General features: G+C 71.4%; 26 protein-coding genes and 1 tRNA gene. 16 read left to right on the top strand and 11 right to left on the bottom strand.

Annotation, left to right across the window (positions count from 1 at the left end):
- Window positions 1–132 precede the first annotated feature (132 nt).
- Window positions 133–209, top strand: a tRNA-Arg gene (locus M8445_RS04450).
- A 70-nt stretch (window positions 210–279) separates the two neighbouring features.
- Here M8445_RS04450 and tkt read toward each other — a convergent pair.
- Entirely contained in the window at window positions 280–2,262 is a 1,983-nt protein-coding gene (tkt, locus tag M8445_RS04445) for a transketolase (RefSeq protein ID WP_273989980.1), read from the bottom strand.
- Between the two features lie 540 nt (window positions 2,263–2,802).
- Between tkt and M8445_RS04440 the strand changes: the two genes are divergently transcribed.
- A complete protein-coding gene (locus M8445_RS04440; RefSeq protein WP_273989978.1) occupies window positions 2,803–3,552 on the top strand; it encodes a GNAT family N-acetyltransferase in 750 nt (249 codons plus the stop codon).
- Between the two features lie 7 nt (window positions 3,553–3,559).
- On the opposite strand, the gene M8445_RS04435 is transcribed toward M8445_RS04440, so the two are convergent.
- Window positions 3,560–4,606, bottom strand: coding sequence for a transposase (locus M8445_RS04435; protein WP_273988203.1), 1,047 nt, complete (start codon window positions 4,604–4,606; stop codon window positions 3,560–3,562).
- 34 nt (window positions 4,607–4,640) lie between these two features.
- Here M8445_RS04435 and M8445_RS04430 point away from each other — a divergent pair, with 34 nt between their 5' ends.
- A complete protein-coding gene (locus tag M8445_RS04430; RefSeq protein ID WP_337961617.1) occupies window positions 4,641–4,913 on the top strand; it encodes a GNAT family N-acetyltransferase in 273 nt (90 codons plus the stop codon).
- A 162-nt stretch (window positions 4,914–5,075) separates the two neighbouring features.
- Here the strand turns inward: M8445_RS04430 and M8445_RS04425 are convergent, their stop codons facing one another.
- From M8445_RS04425 to M8445_RS04400, 6 genes are all read right to left on the bottom strand, one after another.
- A complete protein-coding gene (locus M8445_RS04425; protein ID WP_273989976.1) occupies window positions 5,076–5,552 on the bottom strand; it encodes a hypothetical protein in 477 nt (158 codons plus the stop codon).
- A complete protein-coding gene (locus tag M8445_RS04420) occupies window positions 5,549–6,721 on the bottom strand; it encodes a DUF1501 domain-containing protein (RefSeq protein WP_273989974.1) in 1,173 nt (390 codons plus the stop codon). The genes M8445_RS04425 and M8445_RS04420 overlap by 4 nt, the downstream gene beginning before the upstream one ends.
- An 82-nt stretch (window positions 6,722–6,803) precedes the next feature.
- On the bottom strand, window positions 6,804–8,069 hold the full coding sequence (locus tag M8445_RS04415) for a DUF1800 domain-containing protein (protein ID WP_273989972.1): 1,266 nt from the start codon (window positions 8,067–8,069) through the stop codon (window positions 6,804–6,806).
- A 53-nt stretch (window positions 8,070–8,122) separates the two neighbouring features.
- Window positions 8,123–8,905 (bottom strand): LolA-like protein, encoded by a 783-nt coding sequence (locus M8445_RS04410; protein ID WP_273989971.1) that lies wholly within the window; start codon window positions 8,903–8,905, stop codon window positions 8,123–8,125.
- The gene (locus tag M8445_RS04405; RefSeq protein WP_273989970.1) at window positions 8,902–9,201 is read right to left on the bottom strand and encodes a hypothetical protein; all 300 of its coding nucleotides are present in this window, start codon (window positions 9,199–9,201) and stop codon (window positions 8,902–8,904) included. Before M8445_RS04405 ends, M8445_RS04410 begins: the two co-directional genes overlap by 4 nt.
- Window positions 9,194–9,757, bottom strand: coding sequence for a sigma-70 family RNA polymerase sigma factor (locus M8445_RS04400; RefSeq protein ID WP_420704100.1), 564 nt, complete (start codon window positions 9,755–9,757; stop codon window positions 9,194–9,196). The genes M8445_RS04405 and M8445_RS04400 overlap by 8 nt, the downstream gene beginning before the upstream one ends.
- A gap of 66 nt (window positions 9,758–9,823) precedes the next feature.
- Here M8445_RS04400 and M8445_RS04395 point away from each other — a divergent pair, with 66 nt between their 5' ends.
- From M8445_RS04395 to M8445_RS04370, 6 genes are all read left to right on the top strand, one after another.
- Window positions 9,824–10,486, top strand: a complete 663-nt coding sequence (locus M8445_RS04395; protein WP_273989966.1) for a metal-dependent transcriptional regulator — start codon at window positions 9,824–9,826, stop codon at window positions 10,484–10,486.
- Complete coding sequence (locus tag M8445_RS04390) at window positions 10,486–11,202, top strand: adenosylcobinamide-GDP ribazoletransferase (RefSeq protein WP_273989965.1); 717 nt, start codon at window positions 10,486–10,488, stop codon at window positions 11,200–11,202. Before M8445_RS04395 ends, M8445_RS04390 begins: the two co-directional genes overlap by 1 nt.
- Before the next feature lie 2 nt (window positions 11,203–11,204).
- Entirely contained in the window at window positions 11,205–11,780 is a 576-nt protein-coding gene (locus M8445_RS04385; RefSeq protein ID WP_273989964.1) for a histidine phosphatase family protein, read from the top strand.
- Window positions 11,781–11,799: 19 nt separating this feature from the next.
- The gene (gene cobT / locus M8445_RS04380) at window positions 11,800–12,870 is read left to right on the top strand and encodes a nicotinate-nucleotide--dimethylbenzimidazole phosphoribosyltransferase (protein ID WP_273989962.1); all 1,071 of its coding nucleotides are present in this window, start codon (window positions 11,800–11,802) and stop codon (window positions 12,868–12,870) included.
- Between the two features lie 131 nt (window positions 12,871–13,001).
- A complete protein-coding gene (locus M8445_RS04375; RefSeq protein ID WP_273989960.1) occupies window positions 13,002–13,247 on the top strand; it encodes a hypothetical protein in 246 nt (81 codons plus the stop codon).
- Window positions 13,244–13,852 carry a phosphoribosylanthranilate isomerase gene (locus M8445_RS04370; RefSeq protein WP_273989958.1) on the top strand — a complete coding sequence of 203 codons (609 nt, stop codon included), beginning with the start codon at window positions 13,244–13,246 and terminating at the stop codon, window positions 13,850–13,852. The genes M8445_RS04375 and M8445_RS04370 overlap by 4 nt, the downstream gene beginning before the upstream one ends.
- Window positions 13,853–14,153: 301 nt before the next feature.
- Here M8445_RS04370 and M8445_RS04365 read toward each other — a convergent pair whose 3' ends face one another.
- Window positions 14,154–14,996 carry a metalloenzyme domain protein gene (locus M8445_RS04365; RefSeq protein WP_380090970.1) on the bottom strand — a complete coding sequence of 281 codons (843 nt, stop codon included), beginning with the start codon at window positions 14,994–14,996 and terminating at the stop codon, window positions 14,154–14,156.
- Window positions 14,997–15,192: 196 nt separating this feature from the next.
- Between M8445_RS04365 and M8445_RS04360 the strand changes: the two genes are divergently transcribed.
- The 5 genes from M8445_RS04360 (at window position 15,193) to M8445_RS04340 (ending at window position 20,191) form a co-directional block, all read left to right on the top strand.
- Window positions 15,193–16,083, top strand: coding sequence for a nucleotidyltransferase domain-containing protein (locus M8445_RS04360; protein WP_273989954.1), 891 nt, complete (start codon window positions 15,193–15,195; stop codon window positions 16,081–16,083).
- Window positions 16,084–16,197: 114 nt separating this feature from the next.
- On the top strand, window positions 16,198–16,842 hold the full coding sequence (locus M8445_RS04355; RefSeq protein ID WP_273989953.1) for an RNA ligase family protein: 645 nt from the start codon (window positions 16,198–16,200) through the stop codon (window positions 16,840–16,842).
- Entirely contained in the window at window positions 16,829–18,082 is a 1,254-nt protein-coding gene (locus tag M8445_RS04350; protein WP_273989952.1) for an AAA family ATPase, read from the top strand. The genes M8445_RS04355 and M8445_RS04350 overlap by 14 nt, the downstream gene beginning before the upstream one ends.
- Window positions 18,070–18,882 carry a nucleotidyltransferase domain-containing protein gene (locus M8445_RS04345; protein ID WP_273989950.1) on the top strand — a complete coding sequence of 271 codons (813 nt, stop codon included), beginning with the start codon at window positions 18,070–18,072 and terminating at the stop codon, window positions 18,880–18,882. Before M8445_RS04350 ends, M8445_RS04345 begins: the two co-directional genes overlap by 13 nt.
- Window positions 18,883–18,949: 67 nt before the next feature.
- On the top strand, window positions 18,950–20,191 hold the full coding sequence (locus M8445_RS04340) for a metallophosphoesterase (RefSeq protein ID WP_273989949.1): 1,242 nt from the start codon (window positions 18,950–18,952) through the stop codon (window positions 20,189–20,191).
- 165 nt (window positions 20,192–20,356) lie between these two features.
- On the opposite strand, the gene M8445_RS04335 is transcribed toward M8445_RS04340, so the two are convergent.
- Window positions 20,357–21,274: a magnesium transporter CorA family protein gene (locus M8445_RS04335; RefSeq protein WP_273989947.1), complete on the bottom strand. Its 918-nt coding sequence runs from the start codon at window positions 21,272–21,274 to the stop codon at window positions 20,357–20,359.
- A gap of 78 nt (window positions 21,275–21,352) precedes the next feature.
- Between M8445_RS04335 and crcB the strand changes: the two genes are divergently transcribed.
- Both crcB and xseA read left to right on the top strand, forming a co-directional pair.
- Window positions 21,353–21,727 carry a fluoride efflux transporter CrcB gene (crcB, locus tag M8445_RS04330; protein WP_221591788.1) on the top strand — a complete coding sequence of 125 codons (375 nt, stop codon included), beginning with the start codon at window positions 21,353–21,355 and terminating at the stop codon, window positions 21,725–21,727.
- On the top strand, window positions 21,724–22,944 hold the full coding sequence (gene xseA, locus M8445_RS04325) for an exodeoxyribonuclease VII large subunit (protein ID WP_273989945.1): 1,221 nt from the start codon (window positions 21,724–21,726) through the stop codon (window positions 22,942–22,944). Before crcB ends, xseA begins: the two co-directional genes overlap by 4 nt.
- A 27-nt stretch (window positions 22,945–22,971) precedes the next feature.
- Here the strand turns inward: xseA and M8445_RS04320 are convergent, their stop codons facing one another.
- Window positions 22,972–23,829 (bottom strand): sulfurtransferase, encoded by an 858-nt coding sequence (locus tag M8445_RS04320; protein ID WP_273989943.1) that lies wholly within the window; start codon window positions 23,827–23,829, stop codon window positions 22,972–22,974.
- Window positions 23,830–24,060 lie beyond the last annotated feature (231 nt).

Below are 24,060 nucleotides of genomic sequence, written 5' to 3'. Positions count from 1 at the left end.
AGAACCTCAAGGGAGTATAGGTAGGCCGCGCTTACATTTTTATCTCACGTTTGCTTGCCCTGCGCGCAGGCATTCCCGCCTGTGGGCGGCCCTGCTATAATCCCCGCTGCGCCGCTGCCGCGCCCACAGTCGGCACTCGTAGCTCAGTTGGATAGAGCGGCCCCCTCCTAAGGGGCAGGCCACTGGTTCGAATCCAGTCGAGTGCACCACACAGCGCCAGACCAAAGAGCCGGACCCCCTCGTCGCTGAGCGGGTCCGGCTTTCTGGTGCGTGCGGGGCTTACAGGACGCTCTTGACGACCTTGACGACGTTGGGGACGCTGAACCCGAACTTCTCGAACAGCACCTCGGCGGGCGCGCTGGCCCCGAAGGTGTCCATGCCGATGACGGCGCCGTCCGTGCCGACCCACTCGTACCAGGGGCCCTTGCTGGCGGCCTCGATGGCGACCCGTTTCACGCCGGGCGTCAGGACGCTGTCGCGGTAGCTGCGGTCCTGCGCGCGGAAGACTTCCATGCAGGGCATGCTGACCACGCGCGCCGGAATGCCGTTCTCGGCCAGCGCTTCGGCGGCGTTCAGGGCGAGGCTGACCTCGCTGCCCGACGCGATCAGGATGATCTGCGCGCCCTCACCGCTGGCACCGTCGGCGTCACGCAGCACATACGCGCCTTTCTTCACGCCGGCGTGGTTGCGGGGCAGGATGGGCAGGTCCTGTCGGGTGAGGGCCAGCGCGGTGGGGCCCTTGTCGTACTCAAGGGCCATCTGCCACGCGGCGGCCGTCTCGTTGGCGTCGGCGGGGCGGATGACGTGCGCTCCGGGCACGGCGCGCAGCATGGCCAGCTGGTCGATGGGCTGGTGGGTGGGGCCGTCCTCGCCCAGGCCGATGGAGTCGTGCGTCAGGACGAACGTGACGGGCTGCATCTGGATGGCGCTGAGGCGGTAGGCGGGTTTCAGGTAATCGGCGAACACCAGGAACGTGCCGACCAGGGGGCGCAGGCCGCCGTAGAGGCTCAGGCCGTTGGCGGCGGCGGTCATGCCGAACTCGCGCACGCCGAACAGGACGTTGCGGCCGGCCATGCTGCCGCTCTGCATCTCGCCGGCGTCCTTGATGGTCGTCTTGGTGCTGCCGGACACGTCGGCGCTGCCGCCCATCAGGCCGGGCACGGCGGCGGCCAGGGCGTTGATGATCTCGCCGCCAGCGTTGCGGGTGGCGACGGCCTTCCCGCCGACCTCGTAGCTGGGCAGCACGTCGCTGAGGTTGGCGGGCAGTTCGCGGGCCAGCAGGGCGTCCACTTCGGCGCCCAGTTCGGGGTGCGCGGCGCGGTAGCCGTCCATCAGGGCGTTCCAGTCGGCTTCCAGTTTGGCGCCGCGTTCGGTGGCGTCCATGTGGGCGCGGACCTCGTCGGGCACGGTGAAGGGCGGGTATTCCCAGCCGAGCGCGGCCTTGGTGGTCGTGACGCCCTCGGCGCCCAGTGGTTCGCCGTGGGCTTTGCTGGTGCCGGCGCGGGGGCTGCCGAAGCCGATGACGGTGCGCACCTGGATCAGGGTGGGGCGGTCACTGGTCTGCGCTTCCCTGATGGCGGCGCGGATGGCGTCGAGGTCGTTGCCGTCGGCGACTTTCAGGACGTTCCAGCCGTACGCCTCGTAGCGCTGGGCGGTGTTCTCGCTTTCGGCCTTGAAGGTGGCAGTGTCCAGCTGGACTTCGTTGTCGTCGTGCAGCCAGATCAGTTTGTTCAGGCGCAGGTGGCCGGCCAGGGCGGCGGCCTCGTGGTTCACGCCTTCTTGCAGGTCGCCGTCACCGAGGATGGAGTACGTGTGGTTGTCGAAGATAGGGAAACCGGGGCGGTTGTAGCGCGCGGCGAGGTGCGCTTCGGCCATGGCCATGCCGACGGTCATCGCGGCGCCCTGCCCGAGCGGGCCGGTGGTGGCGTCGAGGCCGGGGGTGTGGAAGAACTCGGGGTGGCCGGGGGTCTTGCTGCCCCACTGGCGGAAGTTCTTGAGTTCCTCGAGGGGCATGTCGTAGCCGGTGAGGTGCAGCAGGCTGTAGATCAGCATGCTGGCGTGCCCGGCGGACAGCACGAAGCGGTCGCGTCCGGACCATTCCGGGTGGGCCGGGTTGAAGCGCAGGAAGTCCTGCCACACCGCGTACGCCATGGGTGCGGCGCCGAGGGGAGCGCCTGGGTGGCCGCTGTTGGCGGCCTGCACGGCGTCGATGCTCAGGGTGCGGATGGTGTTCACACTCAGCTGGGGGATGTCGCTGGACATGTTTCGTATCCTACCCCGAGAAGAGTATGTGTACTGTGTACACTTATGGGGACACCTTCACAGTCCCATAGATAGGCCCTGCCGGCCGCTCCCGTGGGCCGCCGCGTAGAGCGCCCAGTCTGCCTGCCAGATAGGCTGGGCGCGGGCAGAAAAGGGCCGCCTATCGTGGTGACGGGCGGCCTGACTGGGCTCTGTGAGGGTGGGGGCTGGCCGCGCAGGGTCAGTCGACATGGGGTCGGCAGACGTGATCTGGGGCCGGTATCCGTCGTGGGGTGCAGGCGCACCAACGTCGCCTCCGTTCCGGTAAAGACATAATACGCCGGTGGCGTAATAAGGTCAAGCCCTTCCGTGAATAGAGTCTGAGTATGCGGACCACTGCATCTTCACCCGATCTCCATCTCCAGCCTGCCCCAGCGGGTTCCACTGCCGGGCAAACACGCCGCATATGCACGGACCAGATGACCCTCCACCCGACCCTAGGCCAGAAGGCTTACCCGCCCGGTTCGCCTCCAGGGTGGGGCGCCGCGCACCATGACGGCCATGACCCACGCGACACACCGCACCGACCACCTGCCCACCCTCCGCCCATTCCGCGCCACCGACGCCGCAGCCGTCGCCCGCCTTGTCACGGAGGGCGTGCGCGGCCACTGGACGTACACGCCGGAACACTTCCGCGAAAGTCCCGCCGGCACCCGCCCCACGCGCCTCGTGGCCGAGCAGGACGGCGTGGTGGTCGCCACCGCGCGCCTCGCGCCGTTCGGAGAGGGCGTGCCGGACGCCCTGCGCCTGGACATGGCCGGAGACGCCGCGTCGTTCACGCCGCTGCTGCTGGCGCATCTGGCTGCAATTCCCGCCGGGTTCCGGCGCGTGCTGGGCGTCACCCGTGAGGACTTCACGGAGCAGATGACCTTCTTCGCGGCGGCCGGGTTCCGCAACGCGTGGCAGTCCTGGGGCGCGCACCTGGACCTGACCACCTTCGACCCTGCGCCCTTCGAGGGGCTTCAGGAGCGGCTGTTCCTCGCCGGCTACGAACCCGAACGCCTGAACCCGGACGCCCCCGAAGCCGACTGGGACGCCCTGTACGCCCTGCACCAGACTGGCGTGCGCGACCAGCCGCGCAACCCCACCACCATGCCCGACCCCCTCACCCGTGACGGCCTGCGGGACGTGATCCGGCGTGAAGAGGCCGCGTTCGTGACCCGCTGGCGCGGCCAGATCGTCGCCCTGACCCGCCTGACGCCACGTGGCACGGAAGTGGACAGCGAGCAAGAGTTTCCACTTCCCTGCTGATGTCGTGTCACGCGGCGTCAAGCAGGGGGCCGTCCTGCTCCATCCCGGTCAGGACGTACTTTTCGGCATTCTGAGCTGCCTGCCGTTGTGCGGCCCGCCACGTCATTCCCGGTACTTCCCTACGCACCCGTAACACCGCGTGAAAGGCCTCCACCACGCACCACACCCAGTTCTCCTGCGCCTGGATCGTCCGGCAATGACAGCGTCCCAGTCCCAGGTTCTGCTTGAAGAACCGGTGAATCACCTCAATTCCCCAGCGGGCCTTCCAGGCCCGCAGCAGTGAGCGAACCGTGACGTCACCACCAAACGTGCTGAACAGGAAAAACCGTGTCCACTCCCCGTGCACCTTGCGCCACACGATCAGGACATCGAACCCACCGACCTCACGGGTGACCGACAATCGACGGACACGCCACCCGAACTCCGCGTACAGGTGGCAGCGTTCTGGAGGGAACTGCCGACTCAGCGCACCGAGGGTGAGTCCCTCACCCTCGAACTGCACGGTCATATTGGCTTTGGCACGGATCAATACCGGAATCTGATGCTCGCGACTGAAGGTCACAGCCGCGTCCCGCCCGAACTCCCCATCCAGGAGGAGACCCGCCATGGGGACGCCCGCCGCGAGGCAATCCTGGACGACGTGGATCATTTCCTGAGTCGCTGTACGGTAAGGATAGCGCTCTGTATGCAGGGCCTGGGAAACCTTGAAGCGCTCCAGCAACGGAACTGGATCTTCACCGAACCTGACCAGGGCCGCGGAGGTGAACTGATGGCCCAGACGGGTCTGGGCCTGACCGCTGTAGTGGTAGTTCACGCCTTCCATCGTCCGTCCGGCGTGGGGCACCATGACGAAATCAATGGCCAGGAACGCGCCCTCCGGCGCGTTCCTGGCTCGACGCTTGAAGTCCTCCGTGGAGGCGAAGGAGTCCCGCGCCATCTCTTTGGAGATGGCACTTTTACACAGGGTGCTGTAGGGGATGAGGCCACTGAGGCTGGTGACCCGGTTCAGCTGAGCGGTGATGATGCTGTGCGGTAGGCTGGGGATGCGAGGCATAGTCACTTCGCATAAAGGCCCATGAGACCGGGGAATTTCAAGCCCCTGCCTCCTGGGCCTTCGTGCTGGTCGCTATTCCCTCGCCTGTGGAAACTCTTGCAGCGAGGGAACCGTCACCCACCCGGATCACCGCCGCCGGGGCGTGACGACTGCCCTGAAAGCCCACGCCCTGACCTGGGCGAAAGGGGAGGGCCACACGCATGCCGGGACGGGCGGCACGGTCCTGAACCTGCCCATGCTGCGCGTGAACACCCGCCTGGGCTACCGCACGGAACGCATGTGGATCACCTGGGAGAAAGACCTCTGAAGGCAGGGACCCGCTGCATACCCCGCCCGGCCGCCCCCGCAACAGGAGCGTGTCAGGGCGAGTTTTCCGGTGCCCGTGCATAGGCTTGACGGTTCCTGCATTCCGTGGTATTCTATTCCTATCAATCGAAAGAAACGCAGCCGCCCGTAAGAGGCGGATTATTTATTTGTTCCCGGTGCCCTTCCGGCCGGGTTCCGGCGGGGCGAACTGCGCCGCGCCGCCCGCCGCGTCGAACTCTGCCTGAAGGTCGGCCACGGGCCGCTCCGGGCGGCTGGCCGGATCGCCGGGCAGTGTTCTGGCAAAGATCTCCAGCGCGTCCGGGTACCCATCGCCGTCGGCGTCCCCGCCCGATTCGAGCAGCACCGAGAGTGCCTGCGGGAACTTCACGGCGCGGCCCGCCTCCGCCTCGCGGCGGAACGTCGCCTGGATAGCCTGCCCGAACGGATTCCAGGGCGCGCCGCCCGCCTCCTGCACGTGGCAGTACGAGCAGGGCATCACGCGGCGGTCCAGCTGCCACAGCTCGTTCCCGCCCGTCAGGTGCAGTTGCGGCGCGGCCTGCAGGCGGTACTTCGGGAGGGCCAGCGCCGCGCCGCCCAGCAGCGCCGCCAGCGCCAGCGTCACCCTGCATGTGGCCTTCATGCCAGCCAGCCCGGACCCCGGAAGTCGCCGTTCAGGATCTCGCGGGCGTTCAGGCCCAGCCAGCCGCTCAGCGCCTCGGCGTACACGCCCCGGAAATCCTGCCGGTACTTGATGTCCCCGTCCGACAGGTCCTCCAGATCCGGGCTGCTGCCGTGCACGCCGCCCCTGACGCCGCTACCGAGCGCGAACATCACGCTGCCCTTGCCGTGATCGGTGCCGGCGCTGCCGTTCTCGGCGACGCGCCGCCCGAACTCGGAAAAGCCCATGACGACCACGTTCTCGGCCAGTCCCTGCCGTTCCAGGTCCGCGTGGAAAGCCGCGAGGCCCGACGCGAGCGTGCCCAGCAGCTCGTCCTGCTCGGCGCGCTGCCCGGCGTGCGTGTCGAAGCCGCCCAGCGACACGTACAGCACCCGCTGCCCTACCCCGGCGGCGATCAGGCGGGCCGTGTCGCGCAGCTGCGCAGCGAACCTCCCTTCCGGGTACGTCGCCCCGGCCCGGTACTTCTGGGCGTTGGCCTGCACGCGCGCCGTGTTCTTCATCATCTGCCGGGTCGCCTGCGTCAGGAACGCCGCCTCACCGCTCCTGGCGGCGTCCAGCATGTCCCCGAACGCGCCGCCCAGACCCTGCGGGAGCTTCAGCTGGAAGTTATCCACCGTGTCGATGCTGGGCAGGCTGAACTCGCTGGCCCGCAGCGCCTGCGGCGTGGCCGCGCCGATGTTGCTGGCGCAGAACGGATCGCCGATGCTCTCGGCCAGACGGCCGATCCAGCCGTCCGACTGCGCCTGCGAGGGGTCCGCCGTGTGCCAGATCGCCATGCTGGCAAAATGACTGCGGTTCGGGTTCGGGTAGCCCACGTTCTCCATCCAGGCCATGCGGCCGCCGTCCCACAGGCCCATCAGCGGCCTCATCGCGGGGTGCATGCCCAGGTCCGGCGTGAGGGTCAGCACGTCCTTCTTCGGGATGGCGATGGTGGGCCGCGCGGCGTAGTACGCGCCGTTGCTGTACGGAACGAGGGTGTTCAGGCCGTCGTTCCCGCCGGTCAGCTGAATCACGACCAGGGTCTTGCTGCCAGCGGCCTGCGCGGCGGCGCGCGCCAGGAAACCGGGCATGCCGGTCGTGGCGGCGGCCGCCAGGGCGGAGAGTTTCAGGAAATCACGTCGGTTCGTCACGGCAAAACCTCCCGGAAGGTTCATGTTCAAAGCAAAGGAGAATGGTTGGACACGGTGCCCACAGCCCACAACCCGGTCGGGGTCAGGCCAGCTGGAATTCAGGGCTGATCAGGTGCAGGTACGTCGCCTGCTGCGGGTTCAGCTTCAGGGTGGCCGCCGCGCTGGGCGGGCGTTCCAGGCCGGTCAGGGCCAGCGCGGACGGCGCGGCCGTCAGGGGCGGGGCCTTGCTGCCCAGCGTCAGGGCCGCCGCGAGTTGCAGGCGCAGCAGCAGGGTGGTGTCGTTGATCCACTCGCGCCCGCCGTCCCAGCCCTTGACGTTCTCGGGTTGCAGTAGCACCTGCCCCATGCGTCCGGCCGTCTGCGTGAGGTTCAGCAGGGCCTTGGCGTCCATCTTCGGTTGCCCTAGGGTGCGCAGCGCGCCCACCACGTACTCGACCGGACTGCGGATGATCCGGGCGCGGCTGGCGTAGAAGGCCTCGCTGGACAGCAGTTCTTCCAGCACGGCCCGCACATTCCCATTCGTGCGCCGCCACGTTTCGGCGCTGCCCTGCACGGCCGCCGTGTCCGGCGTGTCGGCTAGGAACGCGCGGTGCAGTTTGCGGCTCACGAACGTGGCCGTCTGCGGGTGCGTGGCGGCCAGCCGGATGATGTCCTCGCCGCGCAACTCGCCGCTCTGACCCAGGTACGTCTTGCGGCCCGGGTCGTGCTGCCGCTCGTTGAACACGAACCGTGACGGTTCCAGGTAGTTCTGGTTGCCGCGCCCGCCCTCGAAGGTCCAGCCGGTCAGGGCGCGCGCGCCCTCGCGCACGTCGTCCTCGGAGTACTGCCCGATGCCGGTCGTGAACAGTTCCAGCAGTTCCCGGCTGAAATTCTCGTTCGGTTTCCCCCGCCGGTTCTGATCGTTGTCGAGGTACCGCAGCATCGCCGGGGCCTGCGCGACCTCCAGCGTGAAGCGTTCAAAACTCGTGGTCGCCGCGTGCCGCCGCAGCAGGCCCAGGTACCCGGCCAGCGCGTGCACGTTCCGGACCTTGTCGGTGCCGATCACGAAGTGGTTACTCCAGGTCAGGGCCAGTTTCTCGCGCAGCGGGTGCGGGCCGTACACCAGCTCGAACAGCCACGCGCCGCGCGTGAGTTGCAGCATCGGCCCCGGGCCGGCCCCCTGCATGGGATCGAAGGGATTACCGGGCGCGGTCTTCTGATCGAACGCCAGGGCCTCGCGCGCGGCCGTGCGGGCGTCCTTGCCCACCAGCGCGCGGATCTGCGCGTCGGTCGCGCCGAACGCCGTGCGCCGCAGGAAGTGCGCGGCGTCCTCGGCGCTCAGGGGGCGGGTCAGGGGAGTCAGGGTCATGGGGTCTCCTTGAAGCGGGGGTGCGCTGCTGTGTGAACCGTGGTGTGCGTGTTCTACGGGTTAGAGTCGCCCGGCCCCGCAAAAGTTCCCAGGGTGTCCGCCGAGGCCCGCCGCACCCCCGCGAGCGCCGCGCGCAACTCCGCGTCCGGGAGGTTCCCGACCAGCCACACGAACACCTTTCCCACCCGCCGGGACGCCACGCCCGGCGCGCCCCTGACGTCCTGCGGGGCCAGCACCAGTGCCAGCACGTTCAGACCGTCGCTCAGGGTCACCTCGACCCCGCCTGCCACGCGCGCCCGCACCCCGACCGGCGTGAACCCCGCCGGGAGACTCAGACCCGGCAGCGCCCGCCCCAGCGCGCCGCGCAGGCCCTCCGGCACGGCCGGAACCGCTGCCGCGACCTTCGCCGGCGCGGCGTTCACCTTCAGGAACGCCGCGCGGCGCACCACCGCGCCGTCCGCGCGGCGTTCCTCGAAGGCCAGCGGCACGTTCCACGCGCGGTCCACCCACAGCGACCAGTGGCCCGCGCCGCCCACCTTCGGCGTCAGGTCGAAGCGCACGGCGTCCCGGCCCGCCACGGACTGCGGCCCGGCGTTCACCACCGCAAAATTCTTCAGCAGCAGCGCGGGCCGCACCGCCACGACCGGCAGGGCGTTCGCGGCGCGGGTGGGCACGGCGCGCGGCGGGAACAGCACTGTCACCTCGGCCTGCCCGCGCGCGGCGAGCGTCCGCGCCCGCTTCAGGGCCGCCAGAAGGTCGTCCGTGTCGGTGGCGTGCGCCGCGCCGCCCAGGGCGGCGAGCAGCAGGCCGGTTCCCAGCAGCGCGTCCCGCCTCACCAGCCCTCTCCCCAGGCGCTCTGGTACGCGTCGTACGCCGCGCTGCTCGGCAGGGCCGGGGCGGGGCGCAGCACGGTCAGGCCCGCCACGACGGCCGCCGAGGCCAGCGCCGCCGACACCCACCCGGCCCGCCAGGTCCGCGCCCGCTGCTGCCGCGCCGCCTCCTGCCGCGCGCGGTGGCCCGTCAGGAACCGCCCGGCCGCCCCGGAGTCCTCGGGCGTCAGGGTGCGGGCCCGCTCGAACAGGGCGTCCAGTGCAGGGTCAGGCAGGTCATTCGGGTGTGGGTGGTCAGTCATGGGGGGTCACTCCGGCGCGGGTCAGCCACGCCCGCAGGGCCGCGCGGCCCCGGTTGATACGGCTCTTCACGGTGCCCAGTTCCGCGCCGGTCAGCGCGGCAATCTCGGCGTACTCCAGACCCGACACCTCGCGCAGCGTCACCGCCTCGCGCTGCTCGGGCGGCAGCGTCTGCAGCGCCGCCGAGAGCTGCTCACGCAACTGCGTGACCTCGGCTGCGCGCGTCAGGTTCTGCGCCGAGGCGGGTTCCGGCGCGTCCTCCAACGGCACACTGGGGCGGTGGCGGCCCAGGGCCCTGGCACAGGCGTTCAGGGTGATGCGGTGCAGCCACGTGCTGAACTGCGCGTCGCCCCGGAAGCCCCGCAGGCCCCGGTGCACGGCCACGAACACGTCCTGCACGACCTCGTCCGCCGCGCCCGGCCCGACGTTCAGGGCCGCCAGCCGGTGCACGGCCGGGGCGTGACGGGTCACAAGCACCTCGAAGGCCCGTTCGTCCCGCACGGCCAGCCGCGCGAGCTCCGGGTCAGACAGGGAATCCAGGGGGTCATTCAAGGTCACCTCATACCTTAGAGGCCCCGCCCGCCCGAAAAGTTCCGCCCGTCCGCCCCGGCTACACTGAGCGGCATGACCGCCCGTCCGCTCTCGCCCTCCGCCGAGGATTACCTCAAGCACCTGCTGCGCCTCGGGCAGACCGGGAAGGTCAGTACGCAGGCGCTGGCCGACGCCCTGAACGTCGCGCCCGCCAGCGCCACCGGCATGCTGCGAAAACTGACCGAACAGGGCCTCGTGTCGCACGCCCCGTATCAGGGCGCGCGCCTGACCGCCGAGGGTGAACGCGTCGCCATGGAAGTCCTGCGCCACCACCGCCTGCTGGAACTGTTCCTGCACCGCGCGCTGGGCGTCCCGCTGGACGAGGTGCACGAGGAAGCCGAGCGGCTGGAACACGCCCTGAGCGAACGCCTGGAAGCCCGCATTGCCGCGTGGCTGGGCGACCCCACGCACGACCCGCACGGCGACCCGATCCCCACCCTGGACGGCGAACTGCCGCACCAGCCGCAGCGGCGCCTGTCGCAGCTGGCAGTGGGGGACACGGCGACCGTGGCGCGCGTCCCGGACGGCGACGCCGTTCAGCTGCGCGCCATGGTGGCCGCCGGGCTCACGCCGGGCGCGCCGCTGCGGCTGGACAGCGTGGACGCCGCGCTGGGAACCCTGACCGTCTGGGCGACCGACCACCCCCTGACCCTGGCGCTGGGCGTGGCCGCGCAGATTCACGTGCACACCCCGTGATGCGCGATCAGCTGCGCGCCGCGCACCTGGCCCTGACGTTCCTGACGACCCTGCCCCTGCCGCACATCACCGAGATCCGGGACGGCGATTTTGCGCGGGCCAGCGCGTACTACCCGCTCGCCGGGTACGCCGTGGGCGGCGCGGTCTCGCTGCTGCTGTGGCTGCCCGTCCCCCTGCCCGGCGGCGTGATCGCCGCGCTGGGCGTGGGCGCGTGGCTACTACTGACCGGCATGCTGCACTTCGACGGACTGGTGGACAGCGCCGACGCACTGTTCGCCATGAAAACCCCCGCCGAGCGGCTGGTGATCCTGCAGGACGTGCACGTGGGCGCGTTCGGACTGGCAACCGGGGGCCTGTCCCTGCTGCTGCTCTGGAGCCTGCTGTCAGCCCCCATTCCGCCGCTGGCGCCGCTGGTGGCGGCCGTCGCCGCGCGCACGCTGCTGCTGATCCCCATGAACACCTACCCGGCGGCGCGCGCCGAGAGCCTGGGCGCCCGCAGCCGCGAGGGCCGCACCTGGGCCGCGCTGCTGATCGCCGCGCCCACCCTGCTGATCCCCGGCGCGTGGGTCGCCTGGGTGGCTGCGCTGGCCGCCGCGCTGCTGACCGCCGCGTTCAGCGCCCGCCGCCTGGGCGGAGGCCTGAACGGCGACACCTACGGCCTGATCGTCGTCACTGCCGAACTGGCCGCCCTGACCGCCCTCGCCTGGGGCCGCTGAGCGTGCCCGGCGACACGCTGACCCTGCACCTGATCCGCCACGCCCCAACTCTCCCCAACGCGCAGCGCCGCTACCCCCACCCGCACGAGGACGCCCCCCTCACGCCCGCCGGGGCAGAACTGGCCCGCCGCCTCGACCTGCCCCGGGGCGCGCTGGCCTTCACGTCCCCGCTGGGCCGCGCCCGGCAGACCGCGCGGCTGGCCGGATTCCCGGACGCCCTGCCCCAACCCGCGCTGGCCGAGGCGAGTTTTGGCGTGATGGCCGGGCACACCTGGACCGAACTGGAAGCCGCGCACGGAGAGGCGCCACGCACCTGGATCGACGCGCTGAGCGACCCCCACAGCCCCCACGGCCCCCCCGGCGGTGACACCGGCCACAGCTTCCACGCGCGGGTGCAGGCGTGGCTGGACACCCTGCCCGCCGGCGAGGCCGTGGCCTTCACGCACGCCGGGCCGCTGCTGGCCGCGCTGCGCCTCACCGTGGGCCTCTCGGCCGCAGCGACACCCCCCGGCACCGTCGCCACCCTGCGCCGCGAAGGGGGGCACTGGTGGCTGACCGCGCTGCGCCCACCCACCTGAAACGGCACAATACCCCCTGATGCATCCTGACCTGACGGCCCTCCTGAACGCCATCCAGCCTGCCGACGCGGGGGTGATGGCGCGGGCGCGGGCGCGGCAGGCGCAACTGACCAAACCCGCCGGGGCGCTGGGTGATCTGGAGGACCTGGCTGTGCGGCTGGCGGGCGTGCTGGGCAGCGAGTGCCCGGACCCGCGTGGCGTGGCGGTGATCGTGGCCGCCGGGGATCACGGCGTGGCACGCGCGGGCGTCAGCGCCTACCCGCCCGAGGTGACGCCCGCGATGGTCGCCAACTTCCTGGCAGACACCCCCGCCGGGCCGGGCGGCGCGGCCGTGAACGCACTGGCACGGGCGGTGGGCGCGCGGGTGTACGTGATGGACGCCGGCGTGAATGCCGAGCTGCCCGAGCACCCGGCGCTGGTGCGCGCGGCGGTGCGGCGCGGCACGCACGACCTGAGCGTGCAGCCCGCCATGAGCGTGGACGAGGCGCAGGCGCTGATCCTCGCGGGCGCAGCCCTGGCCCGCCGGGCCATCGAGGACGGCGCGGACATCCTGATTCCCGGCGAGATGGGCATCGGGAACACCACCCCGGCCGCCGCCATCACCGCCCGCCTCCTGAACCTGGACGCCGCGCAGGTCACGGGACGCGGCACCGGCGTGGACGACGAACGACTGGCACACAAGGTTGCGGTGATCCGCACGGCCCTGGACCGCACGCCCACCACCGACCCGCTGGAGGTCCTCGCGCAGTTCGGCGGATTCGAGATCGCCGCCATGCTGGGCGTCATGCTCCAGGCCGCCGCCATGAGGCGCGCCGTGATCCTCGACGGTTTCGTGGAAGGCAGCGCCGCGCTGATCGGCGCCGCCCTCGCCCCGCACCTGCGCGACTCCCTGTTCCCCGCCGGACAGTGCGCGGAGATCGGACACGCCGCGCAACTCGCGCACCTGAACCTAAGGCCGATGTTCCACCTGAACCTCCGCCTGGGCGAAGGCACCGGCGGCGTCCTGGCCGCCCCGATGCTGCTCGGCGCGGCCGCCACCCTCCGCGAGATGCGCACCTTCGCTGAAGCGGGCGTCCCCGGTGGCGCGTGACCCGGCGCGGGCAGTAGAGACTGGGGCGTGGGTCGGTGGAAGGGGATGGTCGCTCTGGCTCCGCTGTCCTCACCGCCGGATCGTGAGGGGCCGTGCCCCGGCGGGGGGGCTGGTGCCGGAGAATGGCGCGCATGAGTGACCGGGAATTGAATTTTGCGAAGGAGATTCTGGGCAGCCGCAGTTACCGTGACGTGCCGGACGGCGAGGTGCTGCGCGAGGCCGAGAGATTGCTGGGCGACTGGATGAGCGGCGAGGCGCGCATGGAACGCCCGAAACTGTACGACCATTACGCGCTACTGCTGCTGTCGTTGACGCGGCAGGTGCGGTCGCTGGAGGCGCGCGTGACTGAACTGGAAGCCGCGCGGGGGCGCGAATGACCGTGCGGGTGAAGGTGTGCGGCACGACCAGCGTGCACGACGCAGTCCTGAGTGCCGGGGCGGGCGCGGACGCGCTGGGCTTCATCTTCGCGCCCGTGAGTAAGCGGCTGGTGTCGGCGCAGGTGGCGCGCGAGGCGGGCCTGAGCGTGGGCCCCAGCGTGGCGCGCATCGGCGTCTTTCTGGAGCAGGGGCTGGACGAGGTGCTGCGCACGGCGGAGGCGGCGCGCGTGAGTGCCGTGCAGCTTCACGGGCCGTTGTCAAGTCTTTACGTGAGGCAGGTCGCCGCGTATTATCCCGTTCTGCGTGTTTTGCGCCCCGCCGATCTGGCGGCGGAGGCAGGCATGTGGAGGGACGAGCCCGGCGTGACCCTGATGCTGGACGCCCCGGAGCCCGGTGGCGGCGTGCCGCTCGACTGGGCAGCGTTGCGGGAGGTGTTCCCGCGTGGGGCGTGGCTGGCGGGTGGGCTTGGTCCGGCGAACGTGGCGGCGGCCATGCAGGCCCTCAGCCCGGCCGGGGTGGACGCGGTCAGTCGCCTGGAAGCGCGGCCCGGCGTGAAGGACCCGGCCCTTGTCAGGGACTTCGTGCAGGCGGCCCGATCCTCATAAACCAGAGTTATCCACAGTGAAACGAGAGCCTGTGGATAACTTGCGGTCATGGTCGATTCCGCTTGTGGAACACGGCATTCTGCGCGTCAGACAGACAAAACGGGGGGCAGTTCACTGCGGCCCCCACCCCTTATCCACAGACTTTCCACAGGGGTTGTGGATAAGCCTGTGGATAACTTCGGTGCCGGAACGCGAGGCGCGGCGTCACCTGAAAAAACCCTGACAGCAGGCCCGGAAACTGGCGCGGCCCCCAGGTGCGGCTTTCGAACCCCGGCGCGGGCTGGCCCATCCGAAAGCCGTGTCAGTCCGGCAGGCCGAACCAGCCCGCCAGCACCTGCCCGGCCTCCACCACGTTCACGGGCGATCCCAGGTTCACGCCGGACCCCGCGAACGGCACGCGCGCGTGCGTATGCCCCTTCACGCCCAGGTCCTCCAGGTTCCCGTGATCACTGCTGACCACCACCCGCGCGCCCGCATCCAGCAGGCCGCGCAGCAGGGCGTCCACCCGGCGCAGGTACGCCCGGCCCGCCGTCAGCGCGTCCGGCGGCACCGGGTGCGCGCCCGCGTGCCCCAGCAGGTCCCCGAACCACAGGTCAGCGGCGATCAGGTCATGCCTGGCCGCACCGTCCGCCAGGGCCGCGCCCATTCGCACCCAGCGTTCAGGGCTGCCTTCCTCCGGCCAGGGACGCGCGTACCCCAGGCCCAGCGTCGCGCCCACCAGCGGCACGCCCGGCGGATTCAGCGGCAGGGCCGCCGCCCGGAACGAGAACGGAAAGCACCCCATGCGGTTCCGGCCCGGCCGCGCCGCCTGCGCTTCAAAGTACGCCGGAACGTAATGGTTCGCCAGCGCTGCCCGGCCGCCCGCCCGCGCCAGCCGCACCGGCAGACTCTGCGCGCTCAGCAGGCGTTGCAGCGTCGGCCCCGGCTGCGGTCCGAAATGCTCGCCCATCAGCGCCACGGCGTCCGTGCCCGTCAACCAGCACGCCTGCCCCGTCCCGGACTGCGGCAGGCCCGGCACGCCCAGCGTCGCGTCCAGGCACAGGCCCGCATCCACCAGCGGCCGTAGCGTCGGGAGGTCCTGCTCCCACACGCTGCCCGGCGGCGCGTCCTGCGGGTGCCCCACGCCGTCCAGCGCCAGCCACACGATCCCCCTCACCCCAGGTTCCTCACCCCGCGAGGATACGCCTCCACCCGCCGCATACCCTTGACCGTCCCTGCATACCGCGCTATAGTTAATGACATCACCGCCCGTCGAGGCGGATTTTTTATTGCCTGTTCCGCCTGCCCTCTGCGCCGGATGGCGGATGCCCCGCCCGCCCACAACCCGCTAGCGTATCTGCATGACCCGTGACCTGCTGCCCGGTACCCGCGTGACCCTGCATGCCGCGCAGGGTGATCTGCCAGCGGGCGCGGCGGGCGTGATCGTCTCGGGGAGCGGCAGCGTGTACGACGTGCTGTTCGGGGCGGGGGTGCGGGCCGTGAACCGCGTGCACCTGAAAGTCGAGCGCGCCGCCCTGGAAGCCCTGCCACCCGTGCGCGGCGACCTGCGGCCGTTCGTGCAGTACGCCTGCGTGATGGGTAGCCGCGCTTTCGGGCTGGACACCGGCGCCAGCGACACGGACCTGCGCGGTTTCTACCTGCCGCCCGCCCGCCTGACCTGGGGCCTAAGCGATCCGCCCGAGCAGCTGGAGTTCGCCTCGCGGGCCGGGCCGGGGCCGGGCACCGAGGAGGTGTACTGGGAGGCCCGCAAGTTCGTGCGGCTGGCCCTGAAAGCCAACCCGAACGTGCTGGAGGTGCTGTTCTCGCCCATGCCCGTGCAGGTCACGCCGGTCGCGCAGGCGTTGCTGGACATTCGGGGCGCGTTCCTGAGTCGCCTCATGTACGTCACGTACGGCGAGTACGTGCGCGCGCAGTTCCGCCGTCTCCAGTCGGACCGCGAGCGGCACGGCGAGGTGCGCCCGAAGCACGCCATGCACCTGCTGCGCCTGCTGATCAGCGGCGCGCACGCCCTGCGGACCGGCGAGGTCATGGTGGACGTCGGCCCGCACCGCGAGAAGCTGCTGGCCGTGAAGAAGGGGCACCTGACCTGGGAGGCTGTCGGGGCGTGGCGTGAGGAACTGCACCGCGACTTCGAGCGGGCCTTCGCGGAAACGGATCTGCCCGAACGCCCCGACCATGACGCCGCGCAGGACTGGCTGATCGGGGCGCGGCGCGCGGCCCTCGACTGGTAGTGCAGGACGGGTGGCACACCCCGGCACACCTGGGCCAGGAGGCCTACGCCCCCGCCGCAGATGGCGGATGCCGCGCCGCCCGCGCGTGCGTAGGCTGCGGGGCGGTGATAGCCCATGCGAATCAAGTACCCGTCCACCCCCCACCTGCCCTGGTCGCCAGGATTGCAGAACGATGACCGCCTGATCCGCGACCTGAACGGCTTCCTGGGCCGCGAGGTCGTCGTGACCGAGAAACTCGACGGCGAGAACACCAGTCTGTACAGGGGCGACCTGCACGCCCGCAGTCTCGATACGCGCCCGCACCCGTCGCGGACGTGGGTGAAGGCCGAGCGCGGCCGCTTCGGGCATGAGATCCCGGCGGGCTGGCGGTTGTGCGGCGAGAACGTGTACGCCGTGCACAGCCTGCGCTACGACGCGCTGGAGGGGTACTTCTACCTGTTCAGCGTGTGGGACGAACATAACGTGTCCCGCCCGTGGGACGAGGTGCGGGCCTGGGCGGCGCGGCTGGGCGTGCCCACCCCGCGCGAGCTGTACCGGGGCGTGTGGAACGAGGTGGCCCTGCGCGCCCTTCCGGTCGATCCCCAGCGCATGGAGGGCTACGTGGTGCGCGTGACCGACGAGATTGGGTACGCGGAGTTCCCGCGCCGCGTGGCGAAGTTCGTGCGTGCCGGGCACGTGCAGACCGACGCACACTGGCTCAGCAGGCCCGTGGAGGCGAACGGGTTACGACAGGGGAATGAGGACGATGCGGGCCGCTGACCTGCCCGCCCACCTGGGTGCGGGGGAGCGGTTGCCGTTCCCGGTGATTCACGCGGCCCTGCGTCCGTTCGTGCCGCTGCTGGACCGGCTGGGCGACACGCCGCAGGACGCGCAGTGGCACGCCGAGGGGAACGTGGCGGTCCACTCGGCGCTGGTGGTGGCGCACGCCCACGCGCTGGCCGACGAGGCTGGCCTGACCGGCGAGGACCGCGCCGCCCTGATCCTGGCGGCCGCGCTGCACGATACCGGCAAGGCCCTGACCACCCGCACGGAAGCCGACGAAGCGGGCGTGACGCGCCTGCGTTCGCCCCGGCACGCGCGGCGGGGACGGGATCACCTGTCGTACCGCCTGCTGGACTCGGGCCTGCCGCCCCGACTGATCCTGACGGTGCTGCGGCTGGTGGCCGCGCACCACAGCCTGCACCGCGCGCTGGACGGCAACCTGGACCGGGGCGTGCCAGCCCTGGCGCGGCGCGTGCCGCTGGGGCCCCTGGTGCTGCTGGCACGGGCGGACGCGCGGGGCCGCGTGGTCCTGAGCGGCGACGCGCGACGGGGCGAGGACACGGCAGACCTGCTGGAACTCGCCGCCCGCGAACTGGGCGTGTGGGAGACCGGCGATCCGTACGCTGCGTTCCGCGCGGAGGTGCGCGCCCTGCTGCCCGGCGCGTTCCCGGAGTTGCACGCCCTGGCACTGGGCCGGGGACTGCGGGACTGGGAGGCGGGCGTGATCCACACCCCGCACGAGGCGGCGGCGCGCGTGCAGGACGCCGCCCGGCGGGGCTTTGCGCGCCTGACGGTCCTGTGCGGCCCGAGCGGCAGCGGCAAGAGCACGCTGGGCCGCGCCGACCCCGGCACGCAGGCGGTCAGCCTGGACGCCCTGCGCGCCCGCCTGGGCCGCGACCACACGGACCAGACGGTGAACGGGCGGGTCATGCAGGCCGCCCGTGAGGCCGTCCGGGCAGGCCTGCGCTGCGGCGCGCACGTCGTGTGGGACGCCACCAGCCTGCGCCGGGATCAGCGTTCGCAGGTGCTGGCCCTGGGCGAGGCATACGGGGCGCTGACCCGCATTCACGTGGCCTGGACGCCTCCGGCGGTGTTCACGGCCCGCAATGCTGCCCGCCCGTCCCCGGTGCCGCCGGCCGTGCTGGCCGCGCAACTGAACGCCCTGGAATTCCCGGACGTGACCGAGGCCCACACGGTCACGCTGTTTGCGCCGGACGGTGAATCATGGACCCTGTAAAAGTCGACGCTGTCAAGGCTGTCAAGATGGACGCCGTGACCTCCTTCCCGCCGCAGCTGCCTGCCGCCGTTCAGGCGCATCCCTTCCCGCTGGTGTTCGCCACAGTCAGTGGGGCGCACCTGTACGGGTTTCCCAGTCCGGACAGCGACTGGGACCTGCGGGGCGTGCACGTGCTGCCGCTGGCTGAGGTGCTGGGCCTGGAGGACGTGCCGGAGACGTACTCGCTGGAGCGGGACGACGGCACTGTGGAACTCGATCTGGTGTCGCATGACGTCCGGAAGTTCGCCCGCCTGCTGCTGACCCGTAACGGGTACGTGCTGGAGCAGCTGCTGTCGCCGCTGGTGGTGCACACGACGCCCCTGCACGCGCAGCTCGTCGCGCTGGCCCCCGGCGTGCTGACGCGCTGGCACGCGCACCATTACCTGGGGTTCACGGCGAACCAGTGGCAGCTGCTGGCCAAGGAACCCGTGCCGCGCGTGAAGCCGCTGCTGTACGCCTTCCGCACGGTCCTGACGGGCCTGCACCTGATGCGTGCGGGCGTGATTGAGGCGAACCTGGAGGCTCTGAACGCCGACGCGCGCCTGCCCTTCCTGACCGACCTGATCGCCCTGAAGCGCGGCGGGCGCGAGGCCGAGCCCCTGCCGGAACCGCTGAGCGTGTACCGCGCCGAGCATGCGCGGCTGGTACTGGCGCTGGAGGCCGCGCGGGAAACGACCCACCTGCCCGGCGCCGTGCCGGAGGGCGTGCGCCGCGCCGTGAGCGAACTGGTGGTGCGGGCGCGGCTGGGCAGTGCTTTCTGAAACGGATTCCACCGTTCGAGCAGAGTCCGTCTGACCTTCCGGCATGGCGTGTGCGAGGATACGGGGCGTGTCCGCCGAGCCCGCCCTGACCGAACTGACGGTTCCCGCCCTGTCCCTGGTCGTGCTGATCGGCGCGCACGGCGCGGGCAAAAGTACCCTCGCCGCGCGGCACTTCGCGCCGGAGGAGGTGTTCGCGCAGGCGGACTACCCGGACGTGCCGTCATTGCTCTCGGCGGCGGGGGAGAGGCTGGCGGCGGGACGGCTGGCGGTGCTGGACGGCCTGTTCGTGCGCCCGGTGGACCGCGTGCCAGTCACGGCGCTGGCCCGCGCGCACGACGTGAAGCCCGTGCCGGTGGTGCTGGACCTGCCGCGCGCCGTGCTGGAGGCCCGCACCGCCGCCCCGGCGGACGTGGTGGCGGCGCAGGTGGCCGAGTTGCGCCGCACCCGCCGGGGCCTGCACGCCGAGGGCTTCCGCAATGAGCAGGTGCTGTTCAGTGACGAGCAGGCAGGCACGCTGCCGCTGCGGCGCACGCCCCTGCGCGGGGACCGCCGCGACCTGACCGGCCCGTTCGACGTGATCGGCGACGTGCACGGCTGCCTGCCGGAACTGCGCGACCTGCTGCGCGACCTGGGGTACGACCTGAGCGGCGGCGGCGCGCGGCACCCGCGGGGGCGCACGGCGGTGTTCGTGGGGGACCTCGTGGACCGCGGGCCGGACAGTCTGGGCGTGCTGAACCTCGTCATGGGCATGGTCGCGGGCGGCGCGGCGCTGTGCGTGCCCGGCAATCACGACGAGAAACTCTGCCGCGCGCTGGCCGGGAAGGCCGTGAAAGCCATGCACGGCCTGGACGTCACCCTGGCGCAACTGGAACAGGCGGGTCCCGACGTACAGGCGCAGGTTCGCACCTTCATCGAGACGCTGCCCACGCAACTGGTGCTGGACGGCGGCGCGCTGATCGTCGCGCACGCCGGGCTGCCCGCCCACTACCACGGGCGCGGCGGCGGTCGCGTGCGCAGCTTCGCTCTGTACGGCGACGTGAACGGCCAGCGGGACGAACTGGGCCTCCCCATCCGCCGCGACTGGGCCGCCGATTACCACGGCGCGGCGCTGGTCGTGTACGGCCACACCCCGCACGCCGCGCCCCGCTGGAAGGGCCACACCGTGAACGTGGACACCGGCTGCGCCTTCGGCGGCCATCTGAGCGCCCTGCGTTACCCGGAACGCACCACCCTCAGCGTGCCGGCCCGCGCCGTGTACGCCCCCCCGCCCCGGCCCCTGCCCGTGCCGGAAGGGGGGAGTGGGTTGTAGGAAGTGGGCAGTGGGTGGGCCTTGACGGCGGCGGAGGCGTAGCGCACACGCTGTTGACCATCCACCATCCACCATCCACCATCCACCATCCACCATCCGCCATCCGCCATCCGCCATCCGCCATCCGCCATCCGCCATCCGCCATCCGCCATCCGCCATCCGCCATCACCACCAGCCGCGCCGTTTGAAGTAAGCGGCGAGCAGGCCGCCGATCAGCAGGAAGCTCGCCCAGGCCAGCGCGTACCCGTAGGGGCTTTTCAGTTCCGGCATGAATTCGAAGTTCATCCCCCACACGCCTGCCAGGAACGTCAGGGGCAGGAAGATCACGCTGACGGCCGTCAGGGTCCGCATGACCTCGTTCATGCGCTGGCTCTGGAGGTTCAGGTGCAGGTCCAGCAGGCTGGTCAGCAGGTCCCGTAGCCCGTCGAGGCGGCCGGCGGCACGCGTGAACGAGTCCTGCACGTCGCGGTAGCGCACCAGGTCGGCGGGCGTGCAGTTGGCGTGGCGGCCCATCAGGGCGGTCGCCTCGCGGGCGTCGGTGGCGAGGCGGCGGGCCTGACCGATGCGGTGCTTGAGTTCGAACACGTCCGGCACCGGGTTCTGCCGCTGGTTCTGAAACACGCGTTCCTCCAGGGTATCGGCGTTCTCCTCGAGGGCGTCGGCCGCCGTGAAGAAAGTATCGGCGGTATGGTCGAGCAGTTCGTACGTGACCTCCTGCGGGTTGTTCACGCTGTCGCGGCCGGTCAGGAGCCACACGGCGTTCAGGGCGTGCGTGCCGCCGCTGCTGATGGTCAGCACGGCGTCCGGGAACGTGAAGACGCTCAGGCGTTCCGTGAACTCGTCGGCCTGCTCGGGCCGCGCGAAGGACCGCACCGTGATGAACGAGTGCTCCGGGTACACCTCGGCGCGGCTCCAGTGGCCCTGTTCCAGCGCGTCCTCCAGGGCTAGGGGGTTGAGGCTGAACGCCGCCTGGAGGCTGGCGAGTTCGTCGGGCGTGAGGTTCTGAACGTCCACCCAGACGCCGCCGGTCTGCCCGGTCCAGGGTTGGTCCTCCCCGCTGCGCAGGAGTTTGACGCGAATCATGCTGCCCAGCATGGCAGACGCGGCGCGCCGGGAGCGGCGTGACCCTCTGCTCTATGCTGCGTGAATGGGGCTGCGGGCATGAGTGCGTGGGTGTGGGTGATGGCCGGTGGGGCGCTGGGCGCGGCCGCGCGGTACGGCGCGGGGCTGGCGCTGGGGCCGCTGCTGAACCGGGGCGGGCTGCCCGTGACGGTGCTGCTGATCAACGTGCTGGGCTCGTTCCTGCTGGGCCTGACCCTGACCCTGGTGGGCCGGGGCATCTGGCCGGACGCGGCGCGACTGGCGTTCGGGACCGGGGTGCTGGGCGCCTTCACGACCTTTTCCACCTTCAGCGTGGACCTCGACACCCTGCTGGCGCGCGGGCAGGGCGCGGCGGCACTGGCCTACGCGCTGCTCAGCGTGACGCTGGGCCTGCTGGCCGCCGTCGCGGGCCGCGTGCTGGGGGGTCGCCTGTGACGCGCCGCAAGAAGACCGACCCGGCCCGGCCGCCCGAGCAGTTCCTGGAACTGTCGGAGTTGCTGGCGTACGTGGGGCAGGTCATCGCGCGCGGCGTGCCCGGCGCGGTGTGGGTGCGGGCCGAGGTGGCCAGCGTCACGGACCGCCGCCACCTGTACCTGGATCTCGTGCAGGCGGGCGAGGACGGCGAGGTCGCCAAGTGCCGCGCGACCGTCTGGGCGCGGGAACGCTTCAGTCTGGAAGGCAAGTTCCGCCGCGCGACGGGCGGGACCCTCACGGCGGGCCTGAAGGTCCTGCTGTTCTGCGAGGCGACCTTCCACGAGCAGTACGGCTTCTCGCTGAACGTGCTGGACATCGCGCCGGAATTCACGCTGGGAGACGCCGCGCTGCGCCTGGACGCCCTGCGGGAGACGCTGGTGCGCGAGGGCGTGTACGGCCTGAACCGCCTGCACCCCGCACCCACCGATTTCGACCGCCTCGCCGTGATCGCCCCGGCGGGCGCGGCGGGCCTGGGTGACTTCCGGCGCGAGATCGACCCGCTGGAGGCCGCCGGGGTGCTGCGCCCCGTCTACCTGGAGGCGACCTTCCAGGGCCGGGACGGCGCGCCCAGCCTGCTGCGCGCCGTGCAGGCGGCCGCCGACCTGCACGCGCAGGAGCCGCTGGACGCCCTGATCGTCCTCCGGGGCGGCGGGGCCGTCACGGACCTCGCGTGGCTGAACGACCTGCCGTTCGCCCGCGCGCTGGCGACCTTTCCCGCGCCGGTCATCACGGGCCTCGGGCACGCGCGGGACGACACCCTGCCCGACGAGGTCGCGCACACTCGCACCGACACGCCCAGCAAGGCCGCCGCCCTGATCGTCCGCACCGCCGCGCAGGCCGCCGCGCAGGCGCAGGAGGACGCCCGCGCTGTCCGCGCCCACGCCGCGCAGATTCTCGTGGACGCCGACGCGGGCGCGCAATGGGCACTGGACCGCGCCCGCACCGCCGCTGGCCGGCACGTGGACCGCGCCGCGCAGGACGTGGACGCCCTGATGCGTCAGGCGCTGGGCCTGACCCCGCAGCGCACCCTGGCACGCGGGTACGCCCTCGTGCGCGGCGCGGACGGGCAGCCCGTCACCCGCGCCGCGCAGGTCCACGTCGGGGACACCCTCACGCTGGAATGGACGGATGGCACCGTCCCGGTCACGGCAGACGACAGCCCGGCACCGAGGGAATGACCACCCTGGCCCAGGTCTGGTCGCCCTTCAGTCTTCCTGGCCCACGCCCACCGGGCGCGTGTCGTCGCTGATCCAGTCGCTCCATGATCCGGCGTACAGGCGGTTGTGCGGGCCGAGCGGCACGCCGGCCAGTTCGCGGGCCAGCAGGTTCGGCGTGGCGCTCACGCCGCTGCCGCAGTACGTGATGGTGGGGGCGTTCCCGGCGTTCAGGTGCACGCCCAGCACCTCGGGGCTGCGCCAGTGGCCCGCGCCGTCCAGTACGCCGCTCCAGTCGCGGTTCACGGCGCCGGGGATGTGCCCGGCCTTCCGGTCGATGGGTTCCATTTCGCCCCGGTAGCGGGCCGGGGCGCGCGAGTCGATCAGGACCGTGCCCGGCGCGCGGGCCTGCACGTCCTGCGTGCCGGCGACCATGCTGGGCTGCACGCGCGGCGTGAAGGTTGTGGGTGCGTGTGTGGCGTCGTCGGTACTCACCGCGCCGCCTGCCCCCTGCCACGCGGGCCAGCCGCCGTCCAGCACGAACACCTGCGCGTGCCCCAGCCAGCGCAGCAGCCACCACGCCCGCGCCGCGTAGAAGCCTTGCCCGGTACTGGGGTCGTCGTAGCACACGACCACGCTGTCGTTCCCGATGCCCACGCGGCCCAGCCATACGGCCAGCGCCGCCGGGTCCGGGAGTGGGTGACGGCCGCCCGCGCCGCCGGGCTGCACGGGGCCGCTCAGGTCCGTTTCCAGGTCGGCGTATGCGGCGCCCGGCACGTGCCCCGCCAGGAACGCGACGCGGCCCACCAGCGGGTCGCTCAGGGCGTACCGGCAGTCCAGCACGCGCACGCCTGTGTCCTGCGCGTGGTCCAGTAGCCACGCGGCGGCTTTCAGTGGGTGGGAGGTCATGCCCCACAGGCTACAACTGTGCCGCGATCAAAAACAAAAAATCCGCCTCGTGGGCGGTGATTTCTAAAAGATAGCGCGGACTGCACGGCCTGTCAAATCCATGCAGTCCGCCGGGAAAAAGCCGTCTGGGACGCGTCTGGGTACGTCGGAAGGCCTCCGGCTCCATGCACCCCCCCGGCGAATCGTGACGCGCCGTCTGGGAGAAAGGCCGCCAGTCTGTATACTGGAAAG

The sequence above is a fragment of the Deinococcus aquaticus genome, assembly GCF_028622095.1.
GTDB classification, from domain to species: domain Bacteria; phylum Deinococcota; class Deinococci; order Deinococcales; family Deinococcaceae; genus Deinococcus; species Deinococcus aquaticus.
This window is presented reverse-complemented; position numbering and strand designations above follow the sequence as displayed.

Coding starts and splice junctions, on each gene's coding strand:
- M8445_RS04390 (WP_273989965.1), top strand. CDS start 10,486: ATGCGCGATCAGCTGCGCGCCGCGCACCTGGCCCTGACGTTCCTGACG.
- M8445_RS04425 (WP_273989976.1), bottom strand. CDS start 5,552: ATGAAGGCCACATGCAGGGTGACGCTGGCGCTGGCGGCGCTGCTGGGC.
- M8445_RS04405 (WP_273989970.1), bottom strand. CDS start 9,201: ATGACTGACCACCCACACCCGAATGACCTGCCTGACCCTGCACTGGAC.
- M8445_RS04335 (WP_273989947.1), bottom strand. CDS start 21,274: ATGATTCGCGTCAAACTCCTGCGCAGCGGGGAGGACCAACCCTGGACC.
- M8445_RS04355 (WP_273989953.1), top strand. CDS start 16,198: ATGCGAATCAAGTACCCGTCCACCCCCCACCTGCCCTGGTCGCCAGGA.
- tkt (WP_273989980.1), bottom strand. CDS start 2,262: ATGTCCAGCGACATCCCCCAGCTGAGTGTGAACACCATCCGCACCCTG.
- cobT (WP_273989962.1), top strand. CDS start 11,800: ATGCATCCTGACCTGACGGCCCTCCTGAACGCCATCCAGCCTGCCGAC.
- crcB (WP_221591788.1), top strand. CDS start 21,353: ATGAGTGCGTGGGTGTGGGTGATGGCCGGTGGGGCGCTGGGCGCGGCC.
- M8445_RS04320 (WP_273989943.1), bottom strand. CDS start 23,829: ATGACCTCCCACCCACTGAAAGCCGCCGCGTGGCTACTGGACCACGCG.
- M8445_RS04395 (WP_273989966.1), top strand. CDS start 9,824: ATGACCGCCCGTCCGCTCTCGCCCTCCGCCGAGGATTACCTCAAGCAC.
- M8445_RS04370 (WP_273989958.1), top strand. CDS start 13,244: ATGACCGTGCGGGTGAAGGTGTGCGGCACGACCAGCGTGCACGACGCA.
- M8445_RS04415 (WP_273989972.1), bottom strand. CDS start 8,069: ATGACCCTGACTCCCCTGACCCGCCCCCTGAGCGCCGAGGACGCCGCG.
- M8445_RS04350 (WP_273989952.1), top strand. CDS start 16,829: ATGCGGGCCGCTGACCTGCCCGCCCACCTGGGTGCGGGGGAGCGGTTG.
- M8445_RS04440 (WP_273989978.1), top strand. CDS start 2,803: ATGACCCACGCGACACACCGCACCGACCACCTGCCCACCCTCCGCCCA.
- M8445_RS04435 (WP_273988203.1), bottom strand. CDS start 4,606: ATGCCTCGCATCCCCAGCCTACCGCACAGCATCATCACCGCTCAGCTG.
- M8445_RS04345 (WP_273989950.1), top strand. CDS start 18,070: ATGGACCCTGTAAAAGTCGACGCTGTCAAGGCTGTCAAGATGGACGCC.
- M8445_RS04360 (WP_273989954.1), top strand. CDS start 15,193: ATGACCCGTGACCTGCTGCCCGGTACCCGCGTGACCCTGCATGCCGCG.
- M8445_RS04375 (WP_273989960.1), top strand. CDS start 13,002: ATGAGTGACCGGGAATTGAATTTTGCGAAGGAGATTCTGGGCAGCCGC.